Raw genomic sequence first — 20,653 nt, 5'->3', positions numbered from 1 at the left:
TATGAAAGGTACGGTTTTTATTTTAGAAGACGATACAAGCATTTGCGGACTTATAAAAGTCGCGCTCGAAATGAACGGATTGGAATTTAAGGCATTTTCGACCTTAAAATCTTTTTTGGACGCGCTGAACAATGAACAGCCGGACGTTGCGCTACTCGACATAATGTTGCCGGACGGAAGCGGGCTCGACGCGCTCAAATACATAAAAGAAAAATATCCGTCCGTAAGTTGTATAATGCTTTCCGCACTTTCAAAAGAAGAAGATAAAGTCAACGGTCTGAATTTGGGTGCGGACGATTATATCGCAAAGCCTTTTTCCGTATTGGAACTTACGGCAAGAGTAAATGCAAGATTGCGCGGCAAACAACGGCAAAGCGTTTTGTCGGTTGGTAATGTTACGCTGAACTCTGAAACTTTTGTCTGCAAAATCGACAGTAAAGAAGTGTCGCTCAACCATAAAGAATTTGAGCTGTTAAAATATTTTATGGAAAATCACGGTAGAGTTTTATCCCGTGAAAAACTTTTAACCGAAGTTTGGGGTTACGACGTAGGCGAAACGCGAACGCTCGATAATCACGTTGCCCGTCTTCGCAAGCTCGGCGTGAAGATAGAAACGGTATTCGGTGTGGGGTACAAATTATGAAATGGCGTATTTGGATTTTATCGCTCGGAATTACGGTAGCCTGTCTTTTTGTCTTTTCTTTTGCGGCAACGCAGGTTTATTATAAATCGTCCATAGACGACAGCAAAGAATATTTGCGCGTTTATATGAACAGCTTTGATGAAACTTTGAATTTGGACGATTTGAACGAACAAAACGCCGCCGCTTTTTCGGAAAAATTGAACGGCGCAAGAGTTACGTTTATGGACGCACAAGGCAACGTACTTGCCGACAGCATTGCCGATGACGATTTGGAAAATCATTCCGACAGATCGGAAATAAAAGACGCTATTTTCGACGGAGAAGGCTTTGCCGTGCGCGGCAGTTCTACGCTCGGTAAAAATATGGTGTATTTTTGCAAAAACTTCGACGGACGATATTTGGTGCGGATTGCTATATTTACCGATACCGATTGGAGTATCTTCGCAAAATCATTGCCTATTCTCCTATATTTCTTCATCTTGGCAATCGTATTGTGCGCCGTCATAGCCTTTGTATCAACGCACTATATCTTAACGCCCGTAAAAAAACTTGCAAGCGACGCCGCAAACAACCCGCAAGTTACAAGCAAATATTCCGAACTCAAACCCGTAGCCGATATTCTCAACGAGCGCAATCGCAACATTCAAAGGCAAATGAGCGAGATACAAGCGGAAAAAGAGCTTGTGGAAAAAGCGCGTGTTTCAAAGGACGAATTTATTTCTAACGTAACGCACGAGATGAATACGCCGCTTACGTCGATTCACGGCTACGCCGAATTGTTACAGGCGGGCGGTATGAGCGAAAGCCAAACGAAAACAGCGTATAAAACAATACTAACGCAGAGCGAACGCCTTACAAATTTGATTGCTTGTATCATCAATTACAGCGAAATCGACAATGACGATTTACCCCCTTACGAAGTGGACTTTTCCGCGCTTGCAAAAGAAACGATTGCCGCATTGAAACCCGAAGCGGACAAAAGGAATATTTCGATAACGGAAAAAATAGACGATAACGTAATCGTAATGAGCAGACACGAACGATTAAGCGAAATCTTCGGGAATCTCGTGCGAAACGCCATTAAATACAATAAGGACGGCGGCAGTATAACGGTTACGCTTAACTATCAAGGCTTGACTGTTGAAGATACGGGAATAGGCATTGCGGAAGAAAATATGAGCAAAGTATTTTCACGTTTTTTCACGGTTGACAAATCGCACAACGGTAAAAACGGCGGCTTTGGTTTGGGGCTTGCCGTTGCCAAAAAGATATGCCAAAAATCCGGTTGGAAAATAAGCGTCGAAAGCACGCTCGGCGAAGGTAGCAAATTTACTGTGGAGTTTTGAAAGAGGTAACAAAATGAAAGCGTATGTTTGTTGTCCGCAATGCGGTTATAAATTATGTAAAGGCGAAAGCGCCTCGGACGCTAATATTCTTTGTCCGCGTTGCGGTAATCCAGATCGCGCAATATAAGGTCGCTTTTTGTAGCAATCGATAACAACGCGCCGCTTCCTTGCAATTCTTCCAACAGCGCGCGAGTGCGACGATATTGTTCTTCGACGGGCTGATACGGGTCTGTTACCGAGCCTATAAACAACTCTTTGCCTGCGTACTTTTGAGGATTTTTAATCGGTTGCCAATACTTAACGTCTATAAAGTCGCCCCAGTCCTCGGCATGATTTGTAAAACGTTTCATAAAGCAAGCGTAACAGTATTTGCAGGCGTGCTAGCAACCGATATACGGATTAACCGAATAATCGCACACAGGCAGATTACTTTTAGTAATAACATCTTTGACATGTATATCTTTTACTATCATCTCCGCTTTCTCCGATGTTTCTGTTTATATTGTCGCGTCGGTAACGGTGTTAATAGTCTGCCTATTCGCCGACCGCTCGTTAACATATCCGCTCCTTTTTCTGCAAACACGACATAGCCCGTTATCACTCTTATGATAGTTCAAATCGGCGGGCAAGTCAAGAGAAATCGGTAAAAATTTTTATCTATATTATATAAGGGTTTTACGCTTTTAACAGCGACATGCTGAACACGGTGTTACCGCACTCGCTCGAATAGGTCAATTCGCCGTTCATAGACTGCACTATGTTTTTGCATATATACAGCCCGACGCCGCCCGTGTCGGGTTTGTTATCGGACGAATATGGTTTGAACAGGTCGGAAGAAGTATCTATGCCGCGCCCGTCGTCGGTCACGCACAGCACGACGCGCGTCCTTTCCGCGCGCACCGACAGCGTTATCGTTTTACACTCCGCGTGTTCCAAAGCGTTGATTATTATATTGGACACGGCGTTGGACAACCCCTGTCTTTTGACAAACGCCTTGCAATGCTTATCGACCGTGTTTTTGAGCACCACGCCGTTAGCCTCGCAATCGGGTTTATGAAACGCGTACAGCTCGGCGCAAATGTCGCGCAGGTCGGCGACGCGCGACGGTTCGGCAATGTAATTGAACCGCGCGTAATCGCCTATTTCGGACAGGTTGGTTATGACGCGCGCGGTGTTCTGCTTGACAATGCTCAAAGCCTTGACCTGCTCGCCGTCCTTTTCCCTGTCGATAAGCGTGCCTATCAGCGCGACGGAATTGGACAGCGGCTTTTTCATATCGTGCGACACAAAGCGCAAAAGGTTGTCGCGTTCGGCAACCATGGCTTTAATATCTTCGGTCTGCCGCTCGACTTCCAAATGCAAGTTTTTCGTTAGGTACGAATTGGCTTTTTCGGTTTCGTTGAACACTATAAAAACACCGACAAACGTCATGATTGTAATCGCCGCACACAGCCAAAACACGGAATTGTAAATAACGGGATATACGTTCGGCAAGAACAGCGACGCGGTAGCGGCGACGGCAATCAGAGCGACGCAACAGGTTTTCAGATAGTTGTCTGCGGTGGATTTTTTCATTGTCGCCAAGACCACGAACGCCCACAGCGCGACGACGCACACCGACTTTATGACGGTGCAAACGATTTGCATATTGCGCGCCGCAATGAACGGCGCGAACGGACAGACGAACGCGAGCAACACACCCGAAAAAGCAAGCGCGGCGCATACATAATCGACGCGCACTTTTTTGACCCGCACGCCCAACGCCAACAGCGCGCCGCCTATCGCGGCAAACGGCGCGGCGACGGCGATCGCCGACCACAAAATAGGCAGCGTCGTCGTTTGCCGAAGCACGAACCGCGCCAACAGCATGACTGATATTCCCGCTATCCAAACAATCGCCGAAACAAACTCGCGCGTTCGCTTTAACAGCGACAGCACAATAAGCACGCCCAGCGCGACGACAGCAAGTATAGCGAATATAATAAGCAGGTTTTGCGAGTTTTCGTGCAGACCCGCGACCGCGCTTTCCGTACCGATATACGGCACGTCGCGTATGCCCGAATACGCCGTACCCGACGACTGATAATGCACGGTCACCACTCTGTACACGTTCATTGCCTGTCGGCGGGTGTAAAAAGTTAAGTCGATAGTCGTCGCGCTCGCCTCTGCGGAAAACTTCTCGGTGCGCTTGTCGTAAGCGGTGGTAAATTCGATAAAATCGTAATCGGCTATTTCGCCGTGCCGCGCGACGAGGTTTGCCCCGTCGTAAACGTTAGCCGCGGAAAACACCATGGGCAACGACAGCGAAAAGTGCAAGTAGTCGCCTATGCGGAACTGCGAGAGCGCGGCGACCTGCTTGTCAAAATCCTCGTGCCACGGGTCGAGGTTCATTATAACGAAAATAAGCGTTCCGCGCTCGGCAAACTCGAACGGCTTTGTCAGGTCCACAATACGAACGTCCGCGCCGAACGATCCGGGATGCACAAACTTATCCGCAACATAATTAACCTTTGTTATTTTGTTGAGCGCGACGTAATCGGCTATTCGCGTAGCGGTCACGTCCTCGCCTATCACCGCCGTGGTAAGATCGGAAATACTTTCGCCGTCGGGCGTATGGGTAACGTCGTAATAAGTTATTTCTCCGTATGTTTCGGGCGCGACGGCGACGGTCGGCGCGGCGAACGTCATGACGACGACAAAAATCGCGGCGAGGACAGCGCACGCCGCAACGGAAATTATTTTGCGGACAAAACTACTCATTGCCGCCGCCCGTGAACGAGTAGCCCTTGCCGAACTCGGTCACTATCAAATCGGCGCAACGCTTGGATGCCGAAAACATCTTTTTGCGAAGATTGGACAAGTGCGCCTTGATGGTCGTGGTGTTGAGGTGCGGCATCTTCCACACCTGCTCGTAAATTTCGACAGCCGTGTAAAAATTGCCCGCGTTCTGCATGAGAAACGTCAGTATATTAAATTCGCTCGATGTGAGATCCAACGCCGTGCCGCGGTATGCGGCGGTGCGCCGACTGATGTCGAGAACAAGCCCGTGCGCGCTTATTTTGGAACACGATTCGGGCAAAAGCCGCAATGCCATGCGCGCTTCTATCAACTCGAACGACGCGGGCTTGACAACGTAATCGACCGCACCCGCCGCAAACCCGTCCAAAAGATTGCTGTCCGAGCCGAGATCGGAAAATATAACGACGGGCGTCTTTTCCGCGCGATCGAGAATACTCAAACCGCTCCCGTCGGGCAGAATTAAATCGAGCAAAATAATATCGAACCGCGAATCGTACAACGCCGCAGTCGCCGCCGCAACCGTCGCGCACGCGGTAACCGTATTTTTAGCGGAAAAATACTTTTCGAGCGCAACGCGTTGATCGTCGCAGTCCTCCACTATCAATATTTTTTTGTACTCTACGCATTTCATAATAATATAGTATACCATATCCGCGCCAAACAATCAATATCAATGTGCGCTCCCCACCCCGCCGCAAAGGTCAAGATTTGTCAAGAATAAACGTAAACTCATAATTCGGCGTAATTTTATTAACATCTCGTCGCTTAAAACTTTTTCCGCGCCCATTGCGTATTTATTTTGATTATTAACAACGCCGTGCCGAAAACGGATAGCGCGCCTCCGAATTTTGCAAAATAACCGCGTCGTAATGCTTGACAAAGCCCACAACAAGCGGTATAATAATCAACGTAAGCACTCATAGCGCAATTGGATAGAGCGTCTGGCTACGGACCAGAAGGTTGGGAGTTCGAGTCTCTTTGGGTGCACCAAGCAAAAACGACCGTTGTAGGGTTACAGCGGTCGTTTTTTCGTGCCTTTGTGGGCAACGGGTATTCAATATCCGGGCATGATTTTTATGCCGAGTGGTCAAACGTCGTTTTTGCATTTTCGGGCGTTTTTTGACTTTGACACTAATTTTGACACTACAATTAAAATTTAATTCTATATGTATGATGTTCTTCCGTCGGATACATAAGCTGAAATGCGTTCAATTTTCATTATTTCGGTTATAGTGAATTCAGTGAATTTTATTGTAACGACATAATTTTTGTTTCTTTTGACATCGCCAATCGTTTTTACTTTCGTTGATATTATAGCACCGTCTTTATTTCTGAATACAAATGTTACTTCCAAATCGTTGATATTTTCGTACGAGTGAACATTAAAGTCCATATTGAGTGATATTTTTTGGTCTAAATCAATATAAATATCGTTATTCTTTGCTTTTCTTCCAACGCCTATAAAAATAATACCGCCGATACAGCATGCAAGAATAATTGAAAAAAAAGTAATTGTACCCGTACTACGTTTCTTTTTGCGTTTGCATATTTTTACGGTAAGGACAATTAGAGAAACAACGGCAATAACAATACATGTGATTAGAATAAATACAGGTCTACCGTCGTATGGATTATTTCCTTGAATTATCATTGTTTTTTCCTTGTGCGGGTAATTCTGTGAAATGGGGGTTTATGTCTAACATAGAAAAAAGTGCTTGTTTCTTGCCTTGTGACATATTGCGATATGCTTCTATTAAAATTATTTCGTCTTGTGATAATTGTTTTATTTGTTGATTTGTTATAGTATTAGCAATATTATCTGCACTTAATAGATATTCGGTTGTAGTTTGAAGCACCTTTGCTAATTTTATTATATAATTACTATTTGGCGTGTTCAATCCGTTTTCCCAAAAAGATATCGTTCCGTTACTTACCCCTATCGCTTTTGCTAATTGTGGTTGGGTTAATCCTTGTTCAAGACGTAAGTCTTTTATTTTTTCACTTATATTACTCATTTTATAATTATATTAAAAAATTAAGAAAATGTCTTGACATTTTAATTATTTAAGATTATACTTTATTTGTATCTTAATATATTAAGATACAAATATTTTTAGAGGTGAAAACATGGAAAACAAAGACAAACAAAGGATATTGGACTTAATGTCTAATACCGCACGGGAATTGGGAGTATCTGCCGATTGGTACGATACGCAACACGCACAGGGTTTATCAGAACTATGTCGGTACGCGCAAAAAACCGTTTGCGACTTTATCGAGGTCGTGGGTGAAGAATGCAATACACCCGACGAAATCGACGTAATGCTTGACGAATTGAAATACGAATATTTCAATCGTTACAAATACTTGCAACGATACTGCGGCTAAAATTTGAAACTGATGGGATAATGTATAACCTCGGCGTTGTGGATAATAAGCAAACAGGCAGTCGCGATCCTGTAAATCCCCAAGGCATAGGACTTTGGGAAATGATTAAAGACTTTTTCAAGACTATCGGTAATTGGTTCGCGGATAACTGGCATTGGGTTGTTATTGTTATTGTCGGAGTTGTACTTTTAATTTTATGTATAATGTTTGCGCCGACAATATTTCTGTGCCTAAAAGTGTTATTAAAAGCCTTTGCATGGCTGTTTAAGGGCTTATGGTGGCTAATATGTCTACCGTTTAAAGGCATAGCCGCGCTTGTAAATAAAATAAAAGAACGCAAGGCGGAAAAAGCCGCATGATAACCATAATATTCGCCCCGCCGCGTACAGGCAAAACGTGCTTCATGACGCATTTAGCAAATCAGTACGCCTTTGACCGATTGCGCAATAAAGCCATGCAAGACGAATTGCGGCAAAAGATTGCGTCGGGCTTTACTGGAATAAAGACAATACCCGAGCATTGCGTATCAGCTAACTACGACATAGCCCTGCGCAAGTTCGGGTACCGCACACGCCGAAGTCGTCGGATAAATCCGTACCGCCTCGGCTTTGCTAATGCCCTTGTCAAAACGCATTTCAATATCCCCCATGAAGCTATATTCATAACCGAAGCGCAAAAGTATCTTAACAGCCGCATGAGCAGGCTTTTTCCCGATTGGCAATCGCGTTGGTACGAGCAACACGGACACAATAATTTGGATATATTCCTCGACACCCAACGTCCTATGTTAATAGACGTGAATATCCGAGAGCTTGCGCAGTTCATTGAAATTTTAAAACTGGATATAGAGTATGACCTATTAGGACAACCGTGCCGCTTGCAATGGACAATACGCCGTATTCCCAACAGCCAGTTATTCGATAAATACATGGCAAGCGGCAAGCAAGACAAATCATGCTATACGGAAGAAATCGTCACAGCTAACTATAACGTGTTTAGGTGTTACGACAGCCGTGCGTGCAAGCCCAAATTTTACGCAGGACATTTCAAAGACGATATAGACTACCAACAAGCCGAACCGACGGAAGATAGTTTTGACGGTTACGTCAAATTCCTCCGAGAGTTCGACGACGAACTACCAAACAATTTTTACATAAAGGAGAGCGACAAAAATGCTATTCAGAAAAAAGCGGGACAAGCTGTCGGGGATAAACCCCAACGACAAAATAAACTACAACAAAAACGACTTGCTTGACGAGCTTCACGCGCGGTTTTTTCAGTCTTATTCCCTTACATTGGACACCGCCGACTACATACCGCAAAAATATATAGACAAGGTTTATAAGGAATTATATAAGTCGCAGAAAGCCCAGTACAGGAAAATAGGCAAAACGGACAAGGATTACCAAAAATGGTTTAGAGAGCAACTGCCCGTGCTTTTAGCGGAACGTCAACAACAATTCTTGCAAGCCAAATTGCAAAATAAGGACGGTAAGACAGATGAGCAAAAAGGACAATAATCGCCCGCGGCGCAAATGCACGTCGGAATTGCAAAAGCGCGCTATACGGAAAAGCTATGCCATAAGTGCGGCAAAGAAAAAAGAGCAGAAACAGAATAACGTCGGCAAGGTTTATCGCGGCGAAACGAAGTACATAGATAGAGAGCCGAAAAAGCAACGCGATTATGTTGTGGTACGCGATACAGAGAGAGGCGTAACTGTATCCAAGCTCAAAATAATAAAGAAGTTAGATAATGACGGTAAAAATGCCGATACCGCATTAGTCGAAATAAATCACGAGCGATACGGCTTGCCCAATCGTACAGGCGTTGACTATGAACGTTTTGACAAAAACCGTATGTCGGGAAAACCGTTGCGTATAGAGGACAAAGACGTGTTCCCCGAACAACAAGAACGGTTTACTTTAAGCAATCGTGACAGAGATCATACCTTAATACATACTGGTGTAAAGAAACCAAATCGTCGCAAAAAAAAGAAGTGACCGAAGTCACTTCCGAAGCGAATAAATCACTTCCCTGCGCTGGTAAGGCGATAAATATTATCTCTTACGAATTACCGATTACTCGATAAGCGCGCTACCTTGTAATCAAGTATATAACATTGCTTATTAAAAGTCAAGCGAAAAATCGAAGTTAAAAAACGGTGTCAATCCGTGCGGTTAATGACCGGAGTCAACGAGCTGGTCAATAATCGGAGTGCAACGGCGCCGTTCAATAACATGGCTAATCAACGGTGTTAAATTAAAAAGGAGTAAGTAATATGCGCGAGCTATTAAAGTGGATAATCCGCCTTACCGCAGATGTCGGAGTATCATTGTTGACGGTTTATCTAATCCACTATTTCGGAATGTAAACAACGCTAAAACCATATAGGAGTGAAAACGAACATGCAAAACCAAAATATCCCCGACGGGTTGGTGCTTGAAACCGATCCGTACATAAATAAATCATTCCCGTCGGTATACAGAACCCTGCCGCCGTTGCGCATAACCAAATCCGACTATATAGCGCGCGAGGAAGCCTATATGGAAAATTTAGACTTCATTAGTGAAGATAGGAGCGCAAAGAAAAAGCAAGACCCCGAACACGTAAAAACCTGTTCGTGGGGTCGCGCTCGGATACCGAAATCCTTGTAAAAGCGAGAAATCAAACCTATCGTGCGGCAAATTCCGCAATGGTAGCGGCGTATTGGCAAATAGGTAAAAGCATTGTGGATCGTCAAGGCGGCGCGGACAGAGCCGATTACGGAACTCAACTTATTTCCGAACTTTCGAGAAAACTTACCGAAGATTTCGGTAAAGGTTTTGACGAACGCAATTTGCGCAATATGCGCGCGTTTTATCTTGCTTTTCCGATTTGGAACACAGTGTGTACCGAATTGACATGGTCGCACTACCGTACCGTTTTACGTGTCGAGAACGAAGCGGCACGGAATTGGTATATTCAAGAAGCCGTTTCGCAATCGTGGTCGGTGCGTCAGCTCGATAGGCAAATTTCTACGCTATATTATGACAGACTTTTGGCAAGCCGTGATAAGACTCCCGTGGAAATTGAAGCAAGCGAAAAATTAAAAAACTTGCCGACGACCGAATTCATTAAAGATCCGTATGTGCTTGAATTTTTGGGCTTGAACGAGTATCCCTCTTTACGGGAATCGGAAATAGAACAAGCGCTCATAGATAATCTGCAAAATTTTTTGTTGGAATTAGGCAAAGGATTTTGTTTTGTTGCACGTCAAAAACGTATGCGATATGACGACGAAGATTTTTATATAGACCTCGTTTTCTACAACAGCATTTTGAAGTGCCACGTTTTGATAGATTTGAAAATAGGAAAACTTACGCACCAAGATATCGGACAAATGGATAGCTATATTCGTATGTTTGATTCGCTCTATAAGAACGAAGACGATAACCCGACGCTCGGCATTATTTTATGTTCGGAGAAAAGCGAAGCGATTGTAGTAAAAGCGCAGTACGACGAAAAGAACAAAAAGAATAGCGAAGTAGAAATTATACGCATGCGCATAGAAAACGAGCTTGTACAGCAATTTTACGACATTTACGACTATGACGATAAAACGGAAAAAGAAACCTGCCACGAGTTTATAGCCCGAAAGCTCTACAATAAATCCGCGGCGTATTCCATGCGCAAAAAGCGGTTTTACAGAAAAAAAGACCAAGTCCGTTGGACGGCGTGGTGGACAATAACATACGACGAAAAGCTGTTCGGCGACGAGCAGACGTTTAGGCGTGTACTGTTAAATTATTTCCGAAACAAATCGGTACGCAATCAGTGGCGAATAATGGGCGTATTCGAGCACGGCGAAGATAACGGACGACTGCACTTCCACGGTTTCTTTTATATCCCCGACGGCAAACACGTCGGCGAGCTTGTAGAAGTGGAACGATACAGCACCAAGCGCGGGTGCATGGAAAAGTATATAGAGAATACGGAAATACGCGAAAAGTTTGGCATAAACAAATACGAGGATATTTCCGAAGCGTTGAAATCCGACGTAAAAGCTATGGCTAAATACACGAGCAAAATGCTCGGTTACATGGAAAAGGGCGAAACGGTGTTCTACACCCGACATATCCCCATGGAGTTCATGGGCACATTCAACAGCCACGACATGCTGATGTACTTCTGCATAACATGCAAAAGACTAATGAAACGGTATGTAGTCAACCCGCATTTAATTGTCCGTACGGACATAGAAATGCACCGCAGAAAGCCCGTAAAAACAAAAGTAAAAGCGGAGGCGAACGAGGGCTGTATAATACAACGCAAAGACAAACGTTTCGAGGGGCGGTATATGCGGAACGGTAAACAATGTTCTGTGTATGCAAAGACATACGACGATTGTCTTACAAAGCTAAATGCCGCGATTGAAAAACGGGATAACGTCGTTGAAGAATATACGTTGTTGTCTTGGTTGCCTGACTGTTTTCCTTACCACGTTGCAATCCGTATTTCTTGCCGACTTGTTCCCATAGCTCGGTTTGCAATTCCGCAAGTTTCTGTCTGTCGAAAAGGCTTTTACTGCTCAACCGCCCGTCGTTGATAGGCACGAAGTTCAAGTGCAGGTGCGGTGTTGTTTCGTCCACGTGGACGACTGCCGAAAGCATATTTTCATAGCCGTATTTGTCTATGAAAAACCGTGTACAATCTTCAAAGAAAGCACGCTGTTCCCAAGCTCGCATACCTTTGAAAAACTCTCCGTCCGAGCCGATAACAAACGAGTTCATAAGAATTGCATCCGAACGGATTTTGCGTTTGAGTGTTAGAGCGGCAAGCCGCTTGTTTATCATCTCTATGTACTTACCTTGCGGGTGTATCAAGTGATAGTTGCGGTTTGTTCTTTCGCTGTCTATTTGCAGATTAGAGCCTTGATAGTTTTCATCTCGCTCGTTCTCTTTCTCAACGGGCGATACGTCTTGTCGTTTGTATTTTTCCATATGACACACTATATAACTTATAATTGTTTCCTCCTGTAAAATAGTTGATTTGCCGTGTGGTCGAAAGCCCCGCAGGGCGAACGGAACTTATGCAGCGAAGCGGAATAAGTGTAGTGAGCTACACTTATGCTCGGCTATAAGTCTTTTGCTCCGCAGTTGCTTTCCGTTTGCTTGCCGATTATGGCGGTCTGATTTGCATTGTGTTTTACCTCCGAATTATATTTATCTCGTCCACGAAAAGAGTGGCAGATAGCGAAAACAGGCATAAAAAAGCCGCTGATACTTTCAACGTAATCACCGACTTCTAACCGTATTTAGCAATGATTATTTGCTCTATGGTGGTTAGCCATTCTAATGAATTTTATGAACTGTCGTTACCTAAAAATTTGTACAACAAAATAAACCATCAACGCTACCCTTCAAAAACTTATAGGGTAACTCCGGACGCACTTCGTCACTCGTTGCCGTACAGATTGTACAACAACAAAACCCTGTCGTCGCTCGTCTTTCGACGGCTCGGGGCGGAAGAACTCTTTTCCGTTACTTTCTCCGTTCTTCCTAAATAGCGGTCTTAACCGCTCTCATACGCCTAAATCGCGTATAACAAAACATACGAACTTGCCGTTCGCACTTTGCATTATATCACAATAAAATATGTACTGTCAATATATATTCAAAACATTTGTTTGCGATTTTTGGGAAGTTTTGTCGAAAGGATTTTTTAACCCAGATAAAGCATTGACATAATCTTTTTAATGTGTTATACTCTTTTTTGAGGTGGTTTAATGAATAAAGTTATAGGACAACGCTTAAAGGCTTTGCGAGAGAATACAAAAGTATCGCAAGCAAAGTTGGCAAAGGCAAACGGCAATATGGTACAGTCCGCTGTCAACCGCTATGAGAACAGTCAATCGGAAGTGCCGAGCGATATTCTCTTATGGTATGCCGATTACTTCGACGTATCGCTTGACTATATTTACGGTCGCTGTGATAGTCCACAAGGAAAGTTATACGATTTTCAACCGAAAGTTTGGCAAGACAACGAGCAGATGCAAGCGTTCGTTGAAATGTGTTTTGACCCTTCTTCCCCTGCAAACGCAAGGCTTAAAGAAACTCTACTTAATATGTTAAAGGAACAACAGAAATGAGAGCAGTCATTTACGCAAGGTATAGTTCAGACAACCAAACGGAAGCAAGTATCGAAGGTCAGCTTCGTGAGTGTATGGAATTTGCCGAACACGCAGGAATTGACGTTATAAGGTCGTATATAGACCGTGCGCTTTCCGCTAAATCGGACAACCGCCCCGAATTTCAACAAATGATTAAGGACAGCTATAAACACGCTTTCGATTGCATTATCGTCTGGAAGTTAGACCGTTTTTCCCGTAACCGTTACGACAGCGCACACTACAAAGCATTACTCCGCAAAAACGGCGTCAAGGTTGTTTCTGCGAAGGAAGCTATTGCCGAAGGCTCGGAAGGCATTTTGCTTGAATCGGTTTTGGAAGGTATGGCGGAATACTACTCCGCCGAGCTTGCCGAAAAGGTTGTGCGTGGTATGACTGAAAACGTATTAAAAGGTATCAGCAACGGCGGACAGATTACTTTCGGTTATAAAGTTAATGCAGACAGAAAGTTTGAACCGCACGAAACTTTTGCTCCTATTCTTCAAGAGATATTTACAATGTACGCCGACGGGCGCACCATAAAATATATCGTTGACTACTTGTACAAGAGAAATATCCGCTCTTATCGTGGCGGCAAGATAAACGGAACGGGCGTTCAGCGTATGCTCTCTAACCGTCGCTATTTAGGCGAATATAAATTCCGTGATGTAACAATACCGAATATCATACCACCGCTTGTATCGGAAGATTTATTCGAGCGTGTTCAACAGCGTTTAGCCAAAAACAAGAAAGCACCTGCAAGGCACAAAGCCGAGGATGATTATTTGCTTACCCTAAAACTTTTCTGTGGAAAATGCGGCACTCATATGGTTGGCGAGAGCGGTATGGGAACGTCGAGAGTTTACCGTTACTACAAATGTGCTAATACAAAGAAAGTACATATTTGCGACAAGAAGTCCGTGCGGAAAGATTGGATAGAAGATTTAGTCGTTGAAAAGGCAATGAAAATACTCCACGATGACAAGTTAGTAGAATATCTTACCGAGAGAATTTTCGTATTGCAAGGCGAAGAAAATCCGAGAATACCACGTTTGAAAGAACAGCTTGCCGATACTGAAAAGCGCATAGAAAATCTTATGAACGCTATCGAGCAAGGCATAATCACGGACACGACGAAAGACAGACTTGCCCAACTTGAAAGCAAAAAGAAAGAGATTGAAATCACGCTTTTGCAAGAGAAAATAAAAAAGCCCTTCCTTACGAAAGAACAAATACGGTTTGGTATAGAGAAGTTCAGGAAACTTGATATTACCACGATAGAAGGAAAACGGCGGCTTATAGACGGCTTTGTGAACTCAATTTATCTGTATGACGATAGATTTGACATCACTTTTAACTTCAAGGACGGAACGCAAACGGTATTCTTTTCAGAGATTGAAGCTACTAAAAATTCGGATATTAAATCACTTGGTGCACCAAGCAAAGTGGCTACCGTTAAATTGGTAGCCATTTTTGTTTTAAGTTAAAATTTAGTTATGATTTCATGGTCTTGACAAGGTGTGTTATACTGTAATCGAGAGAAAAAGTACACTCTTACGAAACGGAATCTTTTACGGCTTCCGTTTTTTGTTGCCTAAAAAGGAGGGACATATGGGGACAAACAGACAACACATTGACAAAGCAAAAGGAGGAATGGTATAATGGGCGCAGGAGGAATACCGAGCGGTGGAATAGTAATAGTGAATGGACGTAGAGGCGATTTGCCTATAGTATCTTCACATATAAATTCGCGATATGATTTGTATGTTAATGGAGTTAAAGTTCAAAGCCGTTGGTTCGATGCAAATGGATTAGCTGTACGTAACAGAGATTTTGACCATCAAGACGCGCACAATAATCATGAGTTTCCGCACGATCATAGATGGCACAACAAAGGCGAATATGTTGATAAACACGGACAAATTCGCATTCGACTTGAACGAGATGAGGAGCCTGATCCGGCGGGACCGGACTACATAAATTATCCGAGCGAGGAGTGAGCAATATGGAAAAGAAATATAATCCAAACGAATATAACAATGCAACTAAATGTGAAGTGTGCGGCAATCTTACATTTTCGGACGATTACGGCAATACGGATAAGTGTCCGCATTGCGGTTGGAAAAGCAACAGTGATAGTGAATTTTATGAGGAATGCTACGGTATAAGCTATCCGTTGCTTGTACCGCTATCGCGAGCGAGAGAACAGTATAAAGCGGGACAAAAATTCAAGGCTACGCTTGAAGACTTTATTAACGGATTAAATTTTTATGCGGAAATGTTGTTTTGGCATAATGGAAAAGTTTATGAAGTTTTTCGTAGAAATGGCGGCGTTGTTTTTTCGAGTAAAGATAATGAACAAGGGTTTACAACAATCAATGAATTTCGGGACAAAGCAAATATAAACGGACGACTGCTAAAAGATATATGGGACGAGGTTGTTCACCCGTGCTTTATGTACTGCGGCGGCGAACACGATTACGACTTTCCGCCCGAAGATTAAAAGGATTTATAATATGAAAGAATTAACCGAATATGAAATACAAAAAGCCAAGCACAAAAGATTATTAGTGCGCAACGAATATCGCGGAGTAGGCAAGTACGATATACCGCTTGTGCGCAAGCAGCAGATAGACTTAAACAAAATCAAGTTTCTTGACTATACAAAATCAAAAATGAACGACAACGAGAATGCACACAAAACAGTGCATTTTTTTATGCACGATTGGAAATTCGATAAGGTGTACGACAAGCCCGATGACGAGATAGAAAAGCTAAAACAATACTATGCTCTATTAACGCCCGACTTCAGCCTGTTTACCGATATGCCGCTTGCGTTACAGATAGAGAGCGTGTTTAAAAACCGTTGGTGCGGCGCGTTTTGGCAAAGACAAGGCATGACCGTTATTCCAACCGTTGCGTGGGGCGACGAGCGCACTTTCGATTTTTGCTTTGACGGGATAGAGCAAGGTTCGATCGTTGCCGTTTGTACGTACTACCGCGAAAACTGTGAAGAAGATTTTATGCCGGGATATAACGAAATGTTAAAACGGATAAAACCGAGCGCGATCATTTGTTATGACGAGCCGTTTAAAACAATGAAAGGAAACATAAAATCGTTTTTACCTACGCAATACGAATGGACTGAAAAGCTCGATTGGAAAGAAAAGGCTAAATTCCAAGTGGATAAGCATTCACGGTATATCCTAAACAATGATTAAACGAAGTAGTTCGACATTCTTATGCTTGGGTGCACCAAGTGAAAACCGCTGTTTATTAGCGGTTTTTTTCGTTTGTTACTGTTCTATTGCATATGGTGAAAAACAATTATTTTTATCGTTTTTATGATATTGTCGCCCACTCGCGCGACGCTTACACAAAGTCTGTGTTGAGTATATAGTAATAAGAAAGCAACTCTTTGGAATAATCGACTATTTTGCCCTCGGGTAAAATAAGCATGCGCGTAATTCCTATTTGCTCGACGAATTCGGGATTATGACTTACGACCAAAATCGTGCCCGTATAGTCGCGGAAATTCTCGCCTATTACCGCTTGCGTGTCGGGGTCGAGGTGGTTGGTCGGCTCGTCGAGAATTAGCAAGTTTGCCTTTGTTATCAACAACTTGCAAAGCGCAATGCGCGCTTTCTCCCCCGGTGACAGCAATCCCACGCGCTTGAAAACCGCGTCGCCGTTAAACAAAAAATTGCCCAACACATTGCGCAGTTGCAAGTCGGTATAGCTCGCGCTCTCGACGTTTTCCAACACAGTCTTATTTTCGTCAAGTAGTTCCAACTCCTGCGCATAGTACGCCGTATCCGTTTTGGGATTGAAAACAACTTCGCCGCCTGTCGGGTGCAACACGCCCATTATCAATTTTAACAGAGTGGACTTGCCGACGCCGTTTTCGCCGACTATCAAAAATCGCTCGTTGCCCACAAGATTAAACGACAGCTTGTCGTACAGCTTGGGACGGTCGGCGTAATTAAACGACAAGTTTTTGACTTCGAGCGGTATCTTCGCGCTCTCGCGTTTGGGTTCGAGCCGCATTTTAACATGCTTATACAGCTTATCCCGCTTTTCGAGCGCGGCTATCGCCTTTGCAAGTTTGACTTCTCTGTCCTGCCCCATGCGTTTCAGATTGTGGTTCGTGCGGCTCGCCTGCTTCGCTTTTAGCACGAAATCGGACAGCTTTTTAATTTCCTGTTCCTGTTGCGCTATGCGCAATTCCTTTAAAAGCTGTTCCTGCGCGTACCGACGTTTAAACGTCGTATAGTTTCCGTCGTACACTGTCGTCCTGTGCGTGGTCTTATTGACAAACAAAATCTTGCCCACAATGGAGTCGAGGAACGCCACGTCGTGACTTATTATAAGCACGCTGCCGTTGTATTCCTTTAAGAATTTGGTGACAAACCCCTTGGTTGACGCGTCGAGGTGGTTGGTCGGCTCGTCCAGCAACAAAATCTGCGCGTTGGAATACAGCACGCGCGCAAACGCGACCTTGGACTTTTGCCCGCCCGACAGATCGCCCAGTCGCATATCCAGCAACACGTCGTCGATTTGCATGTCGAATATCAATTCGAGCAAAACGTTCTCGGCGTTGTACGCGTCGTAACCGTCCAGTTCCGACTGAATATTCGACATTTCGGCGAGCAACGCCGTCTGTTCGCGCTCGTCGGCAACGGACAGCTCATCGTAAATTCGGTTCAAACGCGCTTCCAAACGACGGACGGGTCTGCCTTCGCACAAATACTCCCAAACCGTTTTTTGCCTGTCGTCGAACTCTATTTCCTGCGGAAGATAGCCGACGCGCGCCGAGCCGAACGCCAGCGACCCGCCGTCTAATTCCTTCTGTCCGAGCATGACTTTAAACAGCGTGGTTTTGCCCGCGCCGTTCACGCCTACTATTCCCGTTTTATCCTTGTCGCCGAGCGTAAAATCCGCGTCGTCGTAAATCGTTTCCGTCCCGAACGCAAGGCTGATCTTATTGGCTCTTATCATAATAAATCACGAAAAAATCACTCTGCGGCGCTCGCCGTTTCGCTTGCCGCAACCGACACAGCGGGCACCGAACAATCGGGGTCTCGCCCGTCGCCGCTATCCTCGGCGGCTTTTTTAAACGCCTTTCTGCTTATAACGAAGTAACTGACAAGCATAGCCGCGCCCGTAATCGCCCACGAAATGGGATATATAATCATCAACAGCCAAAACTGCTTATTCGCGGCAAACACGGTATAAATCCAAATAATGCGCAGTATGCACGACCCCAGTACGGTGAGCACGGCGGGAAGCAACGAATGTCCCATGCCGCGCAATGCGCCGCCCGCAATCTCGTACAATGCCGACAGCGCGCAACCCGTCAACACGCTCCACATGCGGATAAGCGCAAACCTAATCGCAACCTCGTCGTTCGTGTAAATCCGTATAAACAGCCGCCCGCCTATCGTGAAAATAAAGCTCAACACGCCCGACACGACAAGCGCGGCTAACATATTCAGTTTAAAAATCCGCTTACAACGTTCGTATTCGCCCGCCGCGAAATTCTGTCCGAAAAAGGTCACTGTCGCTTGCGCAAACGCGCTGACGAAATAATAAGCGTAATACTCGAAGTTTATCGCGTCTCCGCTACCCGCAACGGCTTGCTCGCCAAACCCGTTGACCGCGGTCTGGATACAAACATTGGCTATGGAAAACACAACGCCCTGCAACCCCGCGGGAATACCGATAGTGAATATCCGTTTCAAGTATTCGAGGCGGAATTTGGACTGCTTGCGCCGCATGCGAAGCATGTCGTTTTTCATAATAAACACGATAACGAGCACGGCGCAAACGATGTTGGAAATTACGGTAGCGAGCGCAACGCCCGCGACGCTCATGTCGCACGCCGCGACAAACAAAAAGTTAAGCCCGACGTTGAGCACACCCGTTATCAAAAGCGTTATAAGCGCGCGTTTGGTGTCGCCCACGCTCCGCAAAATAGCCGCGCCGAAATCGAACACCATTAAAAACGGCATGCCCACAAAATAAATGCGCAGGTATTGCGTGGCGAGCGGCAATGCTTCGGACGGAGTGTCCATAACTTTGAGCAACGGTTCGGCGACGCCTATCCCCACGCCCAACAGCACCACGCCGCTGACAACCGCGATAATCATGGACGTAAAAACAATGCTGTGAATATCGTCGGTGTGCTTGCGCCCTATATACTCGGCAATAACGACGGTCGCGCCGACAGCCATGCCCGTAAACAAGTTGATCAAAAGGTTGACGAGCGCGCCGTTGCTGTTTACCGCGCTCTGCGCGACAATGCCCTCGAACCAAAAAATTACCGCCATGTCCGCGGACGTGAAAAGTTGCTGTAAAATACCGCTCGCGGCGAGCGGCAAGGCAAACAGCAAAATATTCTTCATCATAGGACCGTGCAGCATATCCATCTGCTTGGTCTTGTTCTTTATTGTATCCGACATGATAATTTCGTCCGCACGATAAATAATAGCACTACTCGCGCCAAAAATCAAATCAATTCGGCACGTTTCGCCGCAAAATTTGAATATGCTCGCGCGCCGCCGCACGTTCCGCGCCGAACACAGATAAAAATGCCGTGCCCGCCCGGAAAAACCTCGCCGCTCCGCCGAGGTGCGCGGTCGCGAAATTTACGACGCACCCCTCTAAAATTATTGACAAGTTCCGTGCGGTGTGGTATATATAGATAAATCCAAATTCAATAACAAGGAGAATACAAACATGAAAAGATGTGCGGTTTGCGGCGAAATCGTAGAGGACGGAGTGGACGTCTGCCCCGTATGCGGCGCCAAAAAGTTCGTACCCGTAGAGGACGGCAACAAATTTGCTTGCGAGCACGTTGTGGGCGACGGCGTAGTCGAAGACAAGGAAATCATGGACGGACTTCACGCCAACTTTATGGGCGAATGTACCGAGGTCGGCATGTACCTCGCCATGTCGAGAGTCGCGGACAGAGAGGGCTATCCCGAAATAGCCGAAGCGTATAAACGTTACGCTTTGGAAGAAGCGGAACACGCCGCGAAGTTCGCCGAACTTTTGGGCGAAGTCGTTACCCCCTCGACCAAGAAAAACCTCGAACTCCGCGCGGCGGCGGAAGCGGGCGCATGCGAAGGCAAGCTCATGATCGCCAAAAAAGCCAAACAGCTCGGCTATGACGCTATCCACGACACCGTGCACGAAATGGCAAAGGACGAAGCGCGTCACGGCGCAGGCTTTGCGGGACTTCTCAAACGCTACTTCGGCAAATAATCTTATAAATATCAAAACACAAAAATCGGCGCGGCTTATTGCCCCGCCGATTTTCTATTGCATAT

At 45.1% G+C, this 20,653-nt stretch carries 21 protein-coding genes, 1 tRNA gene and 2 pseudogenes; 16 read left to right on the top strand and 8 right to left on the bottom strand.

Features of this window, described 5'->3' with window-relative positions; all coding sequences use genetic code 11:
* Position 1 precedes the first annotated feature (1 nt).
* Positions 2 to 643 (top strand): response regulator transcription factor, encoded by a 642-nt coding sequence (locus NFR57_RS02135; RefSeq protein WP_251182188.1) that lies wholly within the window; start codon positions 2 to 4, stop codon positions 641 to 643.
* Positions 640 to 1,989, top strand: coding sequence for a sensor histidine kinase (locus tag NFR57_RS02130; protein ID WP_251182187.1), 1,350 nt, complete (start codon positions 640 to 642; stop codon positions 1,987 to 1,989). Before NFR57_RS02135 ends, NFR57_RS02130 begins: the two co-directional genes overlap by 4 nt.
* A 107-nt stretch (positions 1,990 to 2,096) precedes the next feature.
* On the opposite strand, the pseudogene NFR57_RS02125 reads toward NFR57_RS02130, so the two are convergent.
* The 3 genes and pseudogenes from NFR57_RS02125 to NFR57_RS02115 all read right to left on the bottom strand — a co-directional run.
* A pseudogene (locus tag NFR57_RS02125) lies at positions 2,097 to 2,462 on the bottom strand (radical SAM family protein); the annotation flags it as partial.
* A 202-nt stretch (positions 2,463 to 2,664) separates the two neighbouring features.
* A complete protein-coding gene (locus NFR57_RS02120; protein WP_251182186.1) occupies positions 2,665 to 4,749 on the bottom strand; it encodes a sensor histidine kinase in 2,085 nt (694 codons plus the stop codon).
* Positions 4,742 to 5,419 carry a response regulator transcription factor gene (locus tag NFR57_RS02115; RefSeq protein WP_251182185.1) on the bottom strand — a complete coding sequence of 226 codons (678 nt, stop codon included), beginning with the start codon at positions 5,417 to 5,419 and terminating at the stop codon, positions 4,742 to 4,744. The genes NFR57_RS02120 and NFR57_RS02115 overlap by 8 nt, the downstream gene beginning before the upstream one ends.
* Before the next feature lie 282 nt (positions 5,420 to 5,701).
* On the opposite strand from NFR57_RS02115, the gene NFR57_RS02110 reads away from it, so the two are divergent.
* Positions 5,702 to 5,778: transfer RNA gene (locus NFR57_RS02110), tRNA-Arg, on the top strand.
* Between the two features lie 172 nt (positions 5,779 to 5,950).
* Here NFR57_RS02110 and NFR57_RS02105 read toward each other — a convergent pair.
* Entirely contained in the window at positions 5,951 to 6,439 is a 489-nt protein-coding gene (locus NFR57_RS02105; RefSeq protein ID WP_251182184.1) for a hypothetical protein, read from the bottom strand.
* Complete coding sequence (locus NFR57_RS02100) at positions 6,420 to 6,803, bottom strand: helix-turn-helix domain-containing protein (RefSeq protein ID WP_251182183.1); 384 nt, start codon at positions 6,801 to 6,803, stop codon at positions 6,420 to 6,422. The genes NFR57_RS02105 and NFR57_RS02100 overlap by 20 nt, the downstream gene beginning before the upstream one ends.
* 112 nt (positions 6,804 to 6,915) lie before the next feature.
* Here NFR57_RS02100 and NFR57_RS02095 point away from each other — a divergent pair, with 112 nt between their 5' ends.
* The 7 genes and pseudogenes from NFR57_RS02095 to NFR57_RS02065 all read left to right on the top strand — a co-directional run.
* The gene (locus NFR57_RS02095) at positions 6,916 to 7,176 is read left to right on the top strand and encodes a hypothetical protein (RefSeq protein WP_251182182.1); all 261 of its coding nucleotides are present in this window, start codon (positions 6,916 to 6,918) and stop codon (positions 7,174 to 7,176) included.
* Between the two features lie 38 nt (positions 7,177 to 7,214).
* A complete protein-coding gene (locus tag NFR57_RS02090; RefSeq protein ID WP_251182181.1) occupies positions 7,215 to 7,535 on the top strand; it encodes a hypothetical protein in 321 nt (106 codons plus the stop codon).
* Positions 7,532 to 8,431 carry a P-loop NTPase family protein gene (locus NFR57_RS02085; RefSeq protein ID WP_251182180.1) on the top strand — a complete coding sequence of 300 codons (900 nt, stop codon included), beginning with the start codon at positions 7,532 to 7,534 and terminating at the stop codon, positions 8,429 to 8,431. The genes NFR57_RS02090 and NFR57_RS02085 overlap by 4 nt, the downstream gene beginning before the upstream one ends.
* Positions 8,349 to 8,696, top strand: coding sequence for a hypothetical protein (locus NFR57_RS02080; protein WP_251182179.1), 348 nt, complete (start codon positions 8,349 to 8,351; stop codon positions 8,694 to 8,696). Before NFR57_RS02085 ends, NFR57_RS02080 begins: the two co-directional genes overlap by 83 nt.
* The gene (locus tag NFR57_RS02075) at positions 8,677 to 9,177 is read left to right on the top strand and encodes a hypothetical protein (protein WP_251182178.1); all 501 of its coding nucleotides are present in this window, start codon (positions 8,677 to 8,679) and stop codon (positions 9,175 to 9,177) included. The genes NFR57_RS02080 and NFR57_RS02075 overlap by 20 nt, the downstream gene beginning before the upstream one ends.
* 405 nt (positions 9,178 to 9,582) lie before the next feature.
* Positions 9,583 to 9,831 (top strand): hypothetical protein, encoded by a 249-nt coding sequence (locus tag NFR57_RS02070; protein WP_251182177.1) that lies wholly within the window; start codon positions 9,583 to 9,585, stop codon positions 9,829 to 9,831.
* Positions 9,832 to 9,869: 38 nt separating this feature from the next.
* Positions 9,870 to 11,234 (top strand): annotated as a pseudogene (locus NFR57_RS02065) (PDDEXK nuclease domain-containing protein); the annotation flags it as partial.
* 331 nt (positions 11,235 to 11,565) lie between these two features.
* Here the strand turns inward: NFR57_RS02065 and mobV are convergent.
* Entirely contained in the window at positions 11,566 to 12,156 is a 591-nt protein-coding gene (mobV, locus tag NFR57_RS08820; protein ID WP_420840763.1) for a MobV family relaxase, read from the bottom strand.
* A gap of 785 nt (positions 12,157 to 12,941) precedes the next feature.
* Between mobV and NFR57_RS02060 the strand changes: the two genes are divergently transcribed.
* The 5 genes from NFR57_RS02060 to NFR57_RS02040 all read left to right on the top strand — a co-directional run bounded on the left by NFR57_RS02060 (position 12,942) and on the right by NFR57_RS02040 (position 16,543).
* Positions 12,942 to 13,304: a helix-turn-helix domain-containing protein gene (locus tag NFR57_RS02060; RefSeq protein ID WP_251182175.1), complete on the top strand. Its 363-nt coding sequence runs from the start codon at positions 12,942 to 12,944 to the stop codon at positions 13,302 to 13,304.
* A complete protein-coding gene (locus NFR57_RS02055) occupies positions 13,301 to 14,809 on the top strand; it encodes a recombinase family protein (RefSeq protein ID WP_251182174.1) in 1,509 nt (502 codons plus the stop codon). Before NFR57_RS02060 ends, NFR57_RS02055 begins: the two co-directional genes overlap by 4 nt.
* Before the next feature lie 174 nt (positions 14,810 to 14,983).
* Positions 14,984 to 15,322 (top strand): hypothetical protein, encoded by a 339-nt coding sequence (locus tag NFR57_RS02050; RefSeq protein WP_251182173.1) that lies wholly within the window; start codon positions 14,984 to 14,986, stop codon positions 15,320 to 15,322.
* A 5-nt stretch (positions 15,323 to 15,327) separates the two neighbouring features.
* Complete coding sequence (locus NFR57_RS02045) at positions 15,328 to 15,825, top strand: CPCC family cysteine-rich protein (RefSeq protein WP_251182172.1); 498 nt, start codon at positions 15,328 to 15,330, stop codon at positions 15,823 to 15,825.
* Positions 15,826 to 15,838: 13 nt separating this feature from the next.
* Positions 15,839 to 16,543: a DUF4417 domain-containing protein gene (locus tag NFR57_RS02040; RefSeq protein ID WP_251182171.1), complete on the top strand. Its 705-nt coding sequence runs from the start codon at positions 15,839 to 15,841 to the stop codon at positions 16,541 to 16,543.
* A gap of 151 nt (positions 16,544 to 16,694) precedes the next feature.
* On the opposite strand, the gene abc-f is transcribed toward NFR57_RS02040, so the two are convergent.
* Together abc-f and NFR57_RS02030 are read right to left on the bottom strand one after the other, a co-directional pair.
* Positions 16,695 to 18,320, bottom strand: a complete 1,626-nt coding sequence (abc-f, locus tag NFR57_RS02035; RefSeq protein WP_275557165.1) for a ribosomal protection-like ABC-F family protein — start codon at positions 18,318 to 18,320, stop codon at positions 16,695 to 16,697.
* Between the two features lie 17 nt (positions 18,321 to 18,337).
* Complete coding sequence (locus NFR57_RS02030) at positions 18,338 to 19,783, bottom strand: MATE family efflux transporter (protein WP_251182170.1); 1,446 nt, start codon at positions 19,781 to 19,783, stop codon at positions 18,338 to 18,340.
* 277 nt (positions 19,784 to 20,060) lie between these two features.
* On the opposite strand from NFR57_RS02030, the gene NFR57_RS02025 reads away from it, so the two are divergent.
* Positions 20,061 to 20,588, top strand: a complete 528-nt coding sequence (locus NFR57_RS02025; protein ID WP_251182169.1) for a ferritin family protein — start codon at positions 20,061 to 20,063, stop codon at positions 20,586 to 20,588.
* Positions 20,589 to 20,653: the final 65 nt, after the last annotated feature.

The sequence above is a fragment of the Anaerocaecibacter muris genome, assembly GCF_943192945.1.
Classification (GTDB): Bacteria; Bacillota; Clostridia; order Christensenellales; family Pumilibacteraceae; genus Anaerocaecibacter; species Anaerocaecibacter muris.
Note: the sequence above shows the minus strand (reverse complement) of the source record. Positions and strands in the feature narration are given on the sequence as shown.

What these genes read in the sequence shown, in the direction of transcription:
- NFR57_RS02055 (WP_251182174.1), top strand. Translation starts at nt 13,301, where the DNA reads ATGAGAGCAGTCATTTACGCAAGGTATAGTTCAGACAACCAAACGGAA.
- NFR57_RS02085 (WP_251182180.1), top strand. Translation starts at nt 7,532, where the DNA reads ATGATAACCATAATATTCGCCCCGCCGCGTACAGGCAAAACGTGCTTC.
- NFR57_RS02105 (WP_251182184.1), bottom strand. Translation starts at nt 6,439, where the DNA reads ATGATAATTCAAGGAAATAATCCATACGACGGTAGACCTGTATTTATT.
- NFR57_RS02120 (WP_251182186.1), bottom strand. Translation starts at nt 4,749, where the DNA reads ATGAGTAGTTTTGTCCGCAAAATAATTTCCGTTGCGGCGTGCGCTGTC.
- mobV (WP_420840763.1), bottom strand. Translation starts at nt 12,156, where the DNA reads ATGGAAAAATACAAACGACAAGACGTATCGCCCGTTGAGAAAGAGAAC.
- NFR57_RS02095 (WP_251182182.1), top strand. Translation starts at nt 6,916, where the DNA reads ATGGAAAACAAAGACAAACAAAGGATATTGGACTTAATGTCTAATACC.
- NFR57_RS02135 (WP_251182188.1), top strand. Translation starts at nt 2, where the DNA reads ATGAAAGGTACGGTTTTTATTTTAGAAGACGATACAAGCATTTGCGGA.
- NFR57_RS02115 (WP_251182185.1), bottom strand. Translation starts at nt 5,419, where the DNA reads ATGAAATGCGTAGAGTACAAAAAAATATTGATAGTGGAGGACTGCGAC.
- NFR57_RS02080 (WP_251182179.1), top strand. Translation starts at nt 8,349, where the DNA reads ATGCTATTCAGAAAAAAGCGGGACAAGCTGTCGGGGATAAACCCCAAC.
- NFR57_RS02050 (WP_251182173.1), top strand. Translation starts at nt 14,984, where the DNA reads ATGGGCGCAGGAGGAATACCGAGCGGTGGAATAGTAATAGTGAATGGA.
- NFR57_RS02070 (WP_251182177.1), top strand. Translation starts at nt 9,583, where the DNA reads ATGCAAAACCAAAATATCCCCGACGGGTTGGTGCTTGAAACCGATCCG.
- NFR57_RS02040 (WP_251182171.1), top strand. Translation starts at nt 15,839, where the DNA reads ATGAAAGAATTAACCGAATATGAAATACAAAAAGCCAAGCACAAAAGA.
- NFR57_RS02100 (WP_251182183.1), bottom strand. Translation starts at nt 6,803, where the DNA reads ATGAGTAATATAAGTGAAAAAATAAAAGACTTACGTCTTGAACAAGGA.
- NFR57_RS02030 (WP_251182170.1), bottom strand. Translation starts at nt 19,783, where the DNA reads ATGTCGGATACAATAAAGAACAAGACCAAGCAGATGGATATGCTGCAC.
- abc-f (WP_275557165.1), bottom strand. Translation starts at nt 18,320, where the DNA reads ATGATAAGAGCCAATAAGATCAGCCTTGCGTTCGGGACGGAAACGATT.
- NFR57_RS02045 (WP_251182172.1), top strand. Translation starts at nt 15,328, where the DNA reads ATGGAAAAGAAATATAATCCAAACGAATATAACAATGCAACTAAATGT.
- NFR57_RS02075 (WP_251182178.1), top strand. Translation starts at nt 8,677, where the DNA reads ATGAGCAAAAAGGACAATAATCGCCCGCGGCGCAAATGCACGTCGGAA.
- NFR57_RS02060 (WP_251182175.1), top strand. Translation starts at nt 12,942, where the DNA reads ATGAATAAAGTTATAGGACAACGCTTAAAGGCTTTGCGAGAGAATACA.
- NFR57_RS02025 (WP_251182169.1), top strand. Translation starts at nt 20,061, where the DNA reads ATGAAAAGATGTGCGGTTTGCGGCGAAATCGTAGAGGACGGAGTGGAC.
- NFR57_RS02130 (WP_251182187.1), top strand. Translation starts at nt 640, where the DNA reads ATGAAATGGCGTATTTGGATTTTATCGCTCGGAATTACGGTAGCCTGT.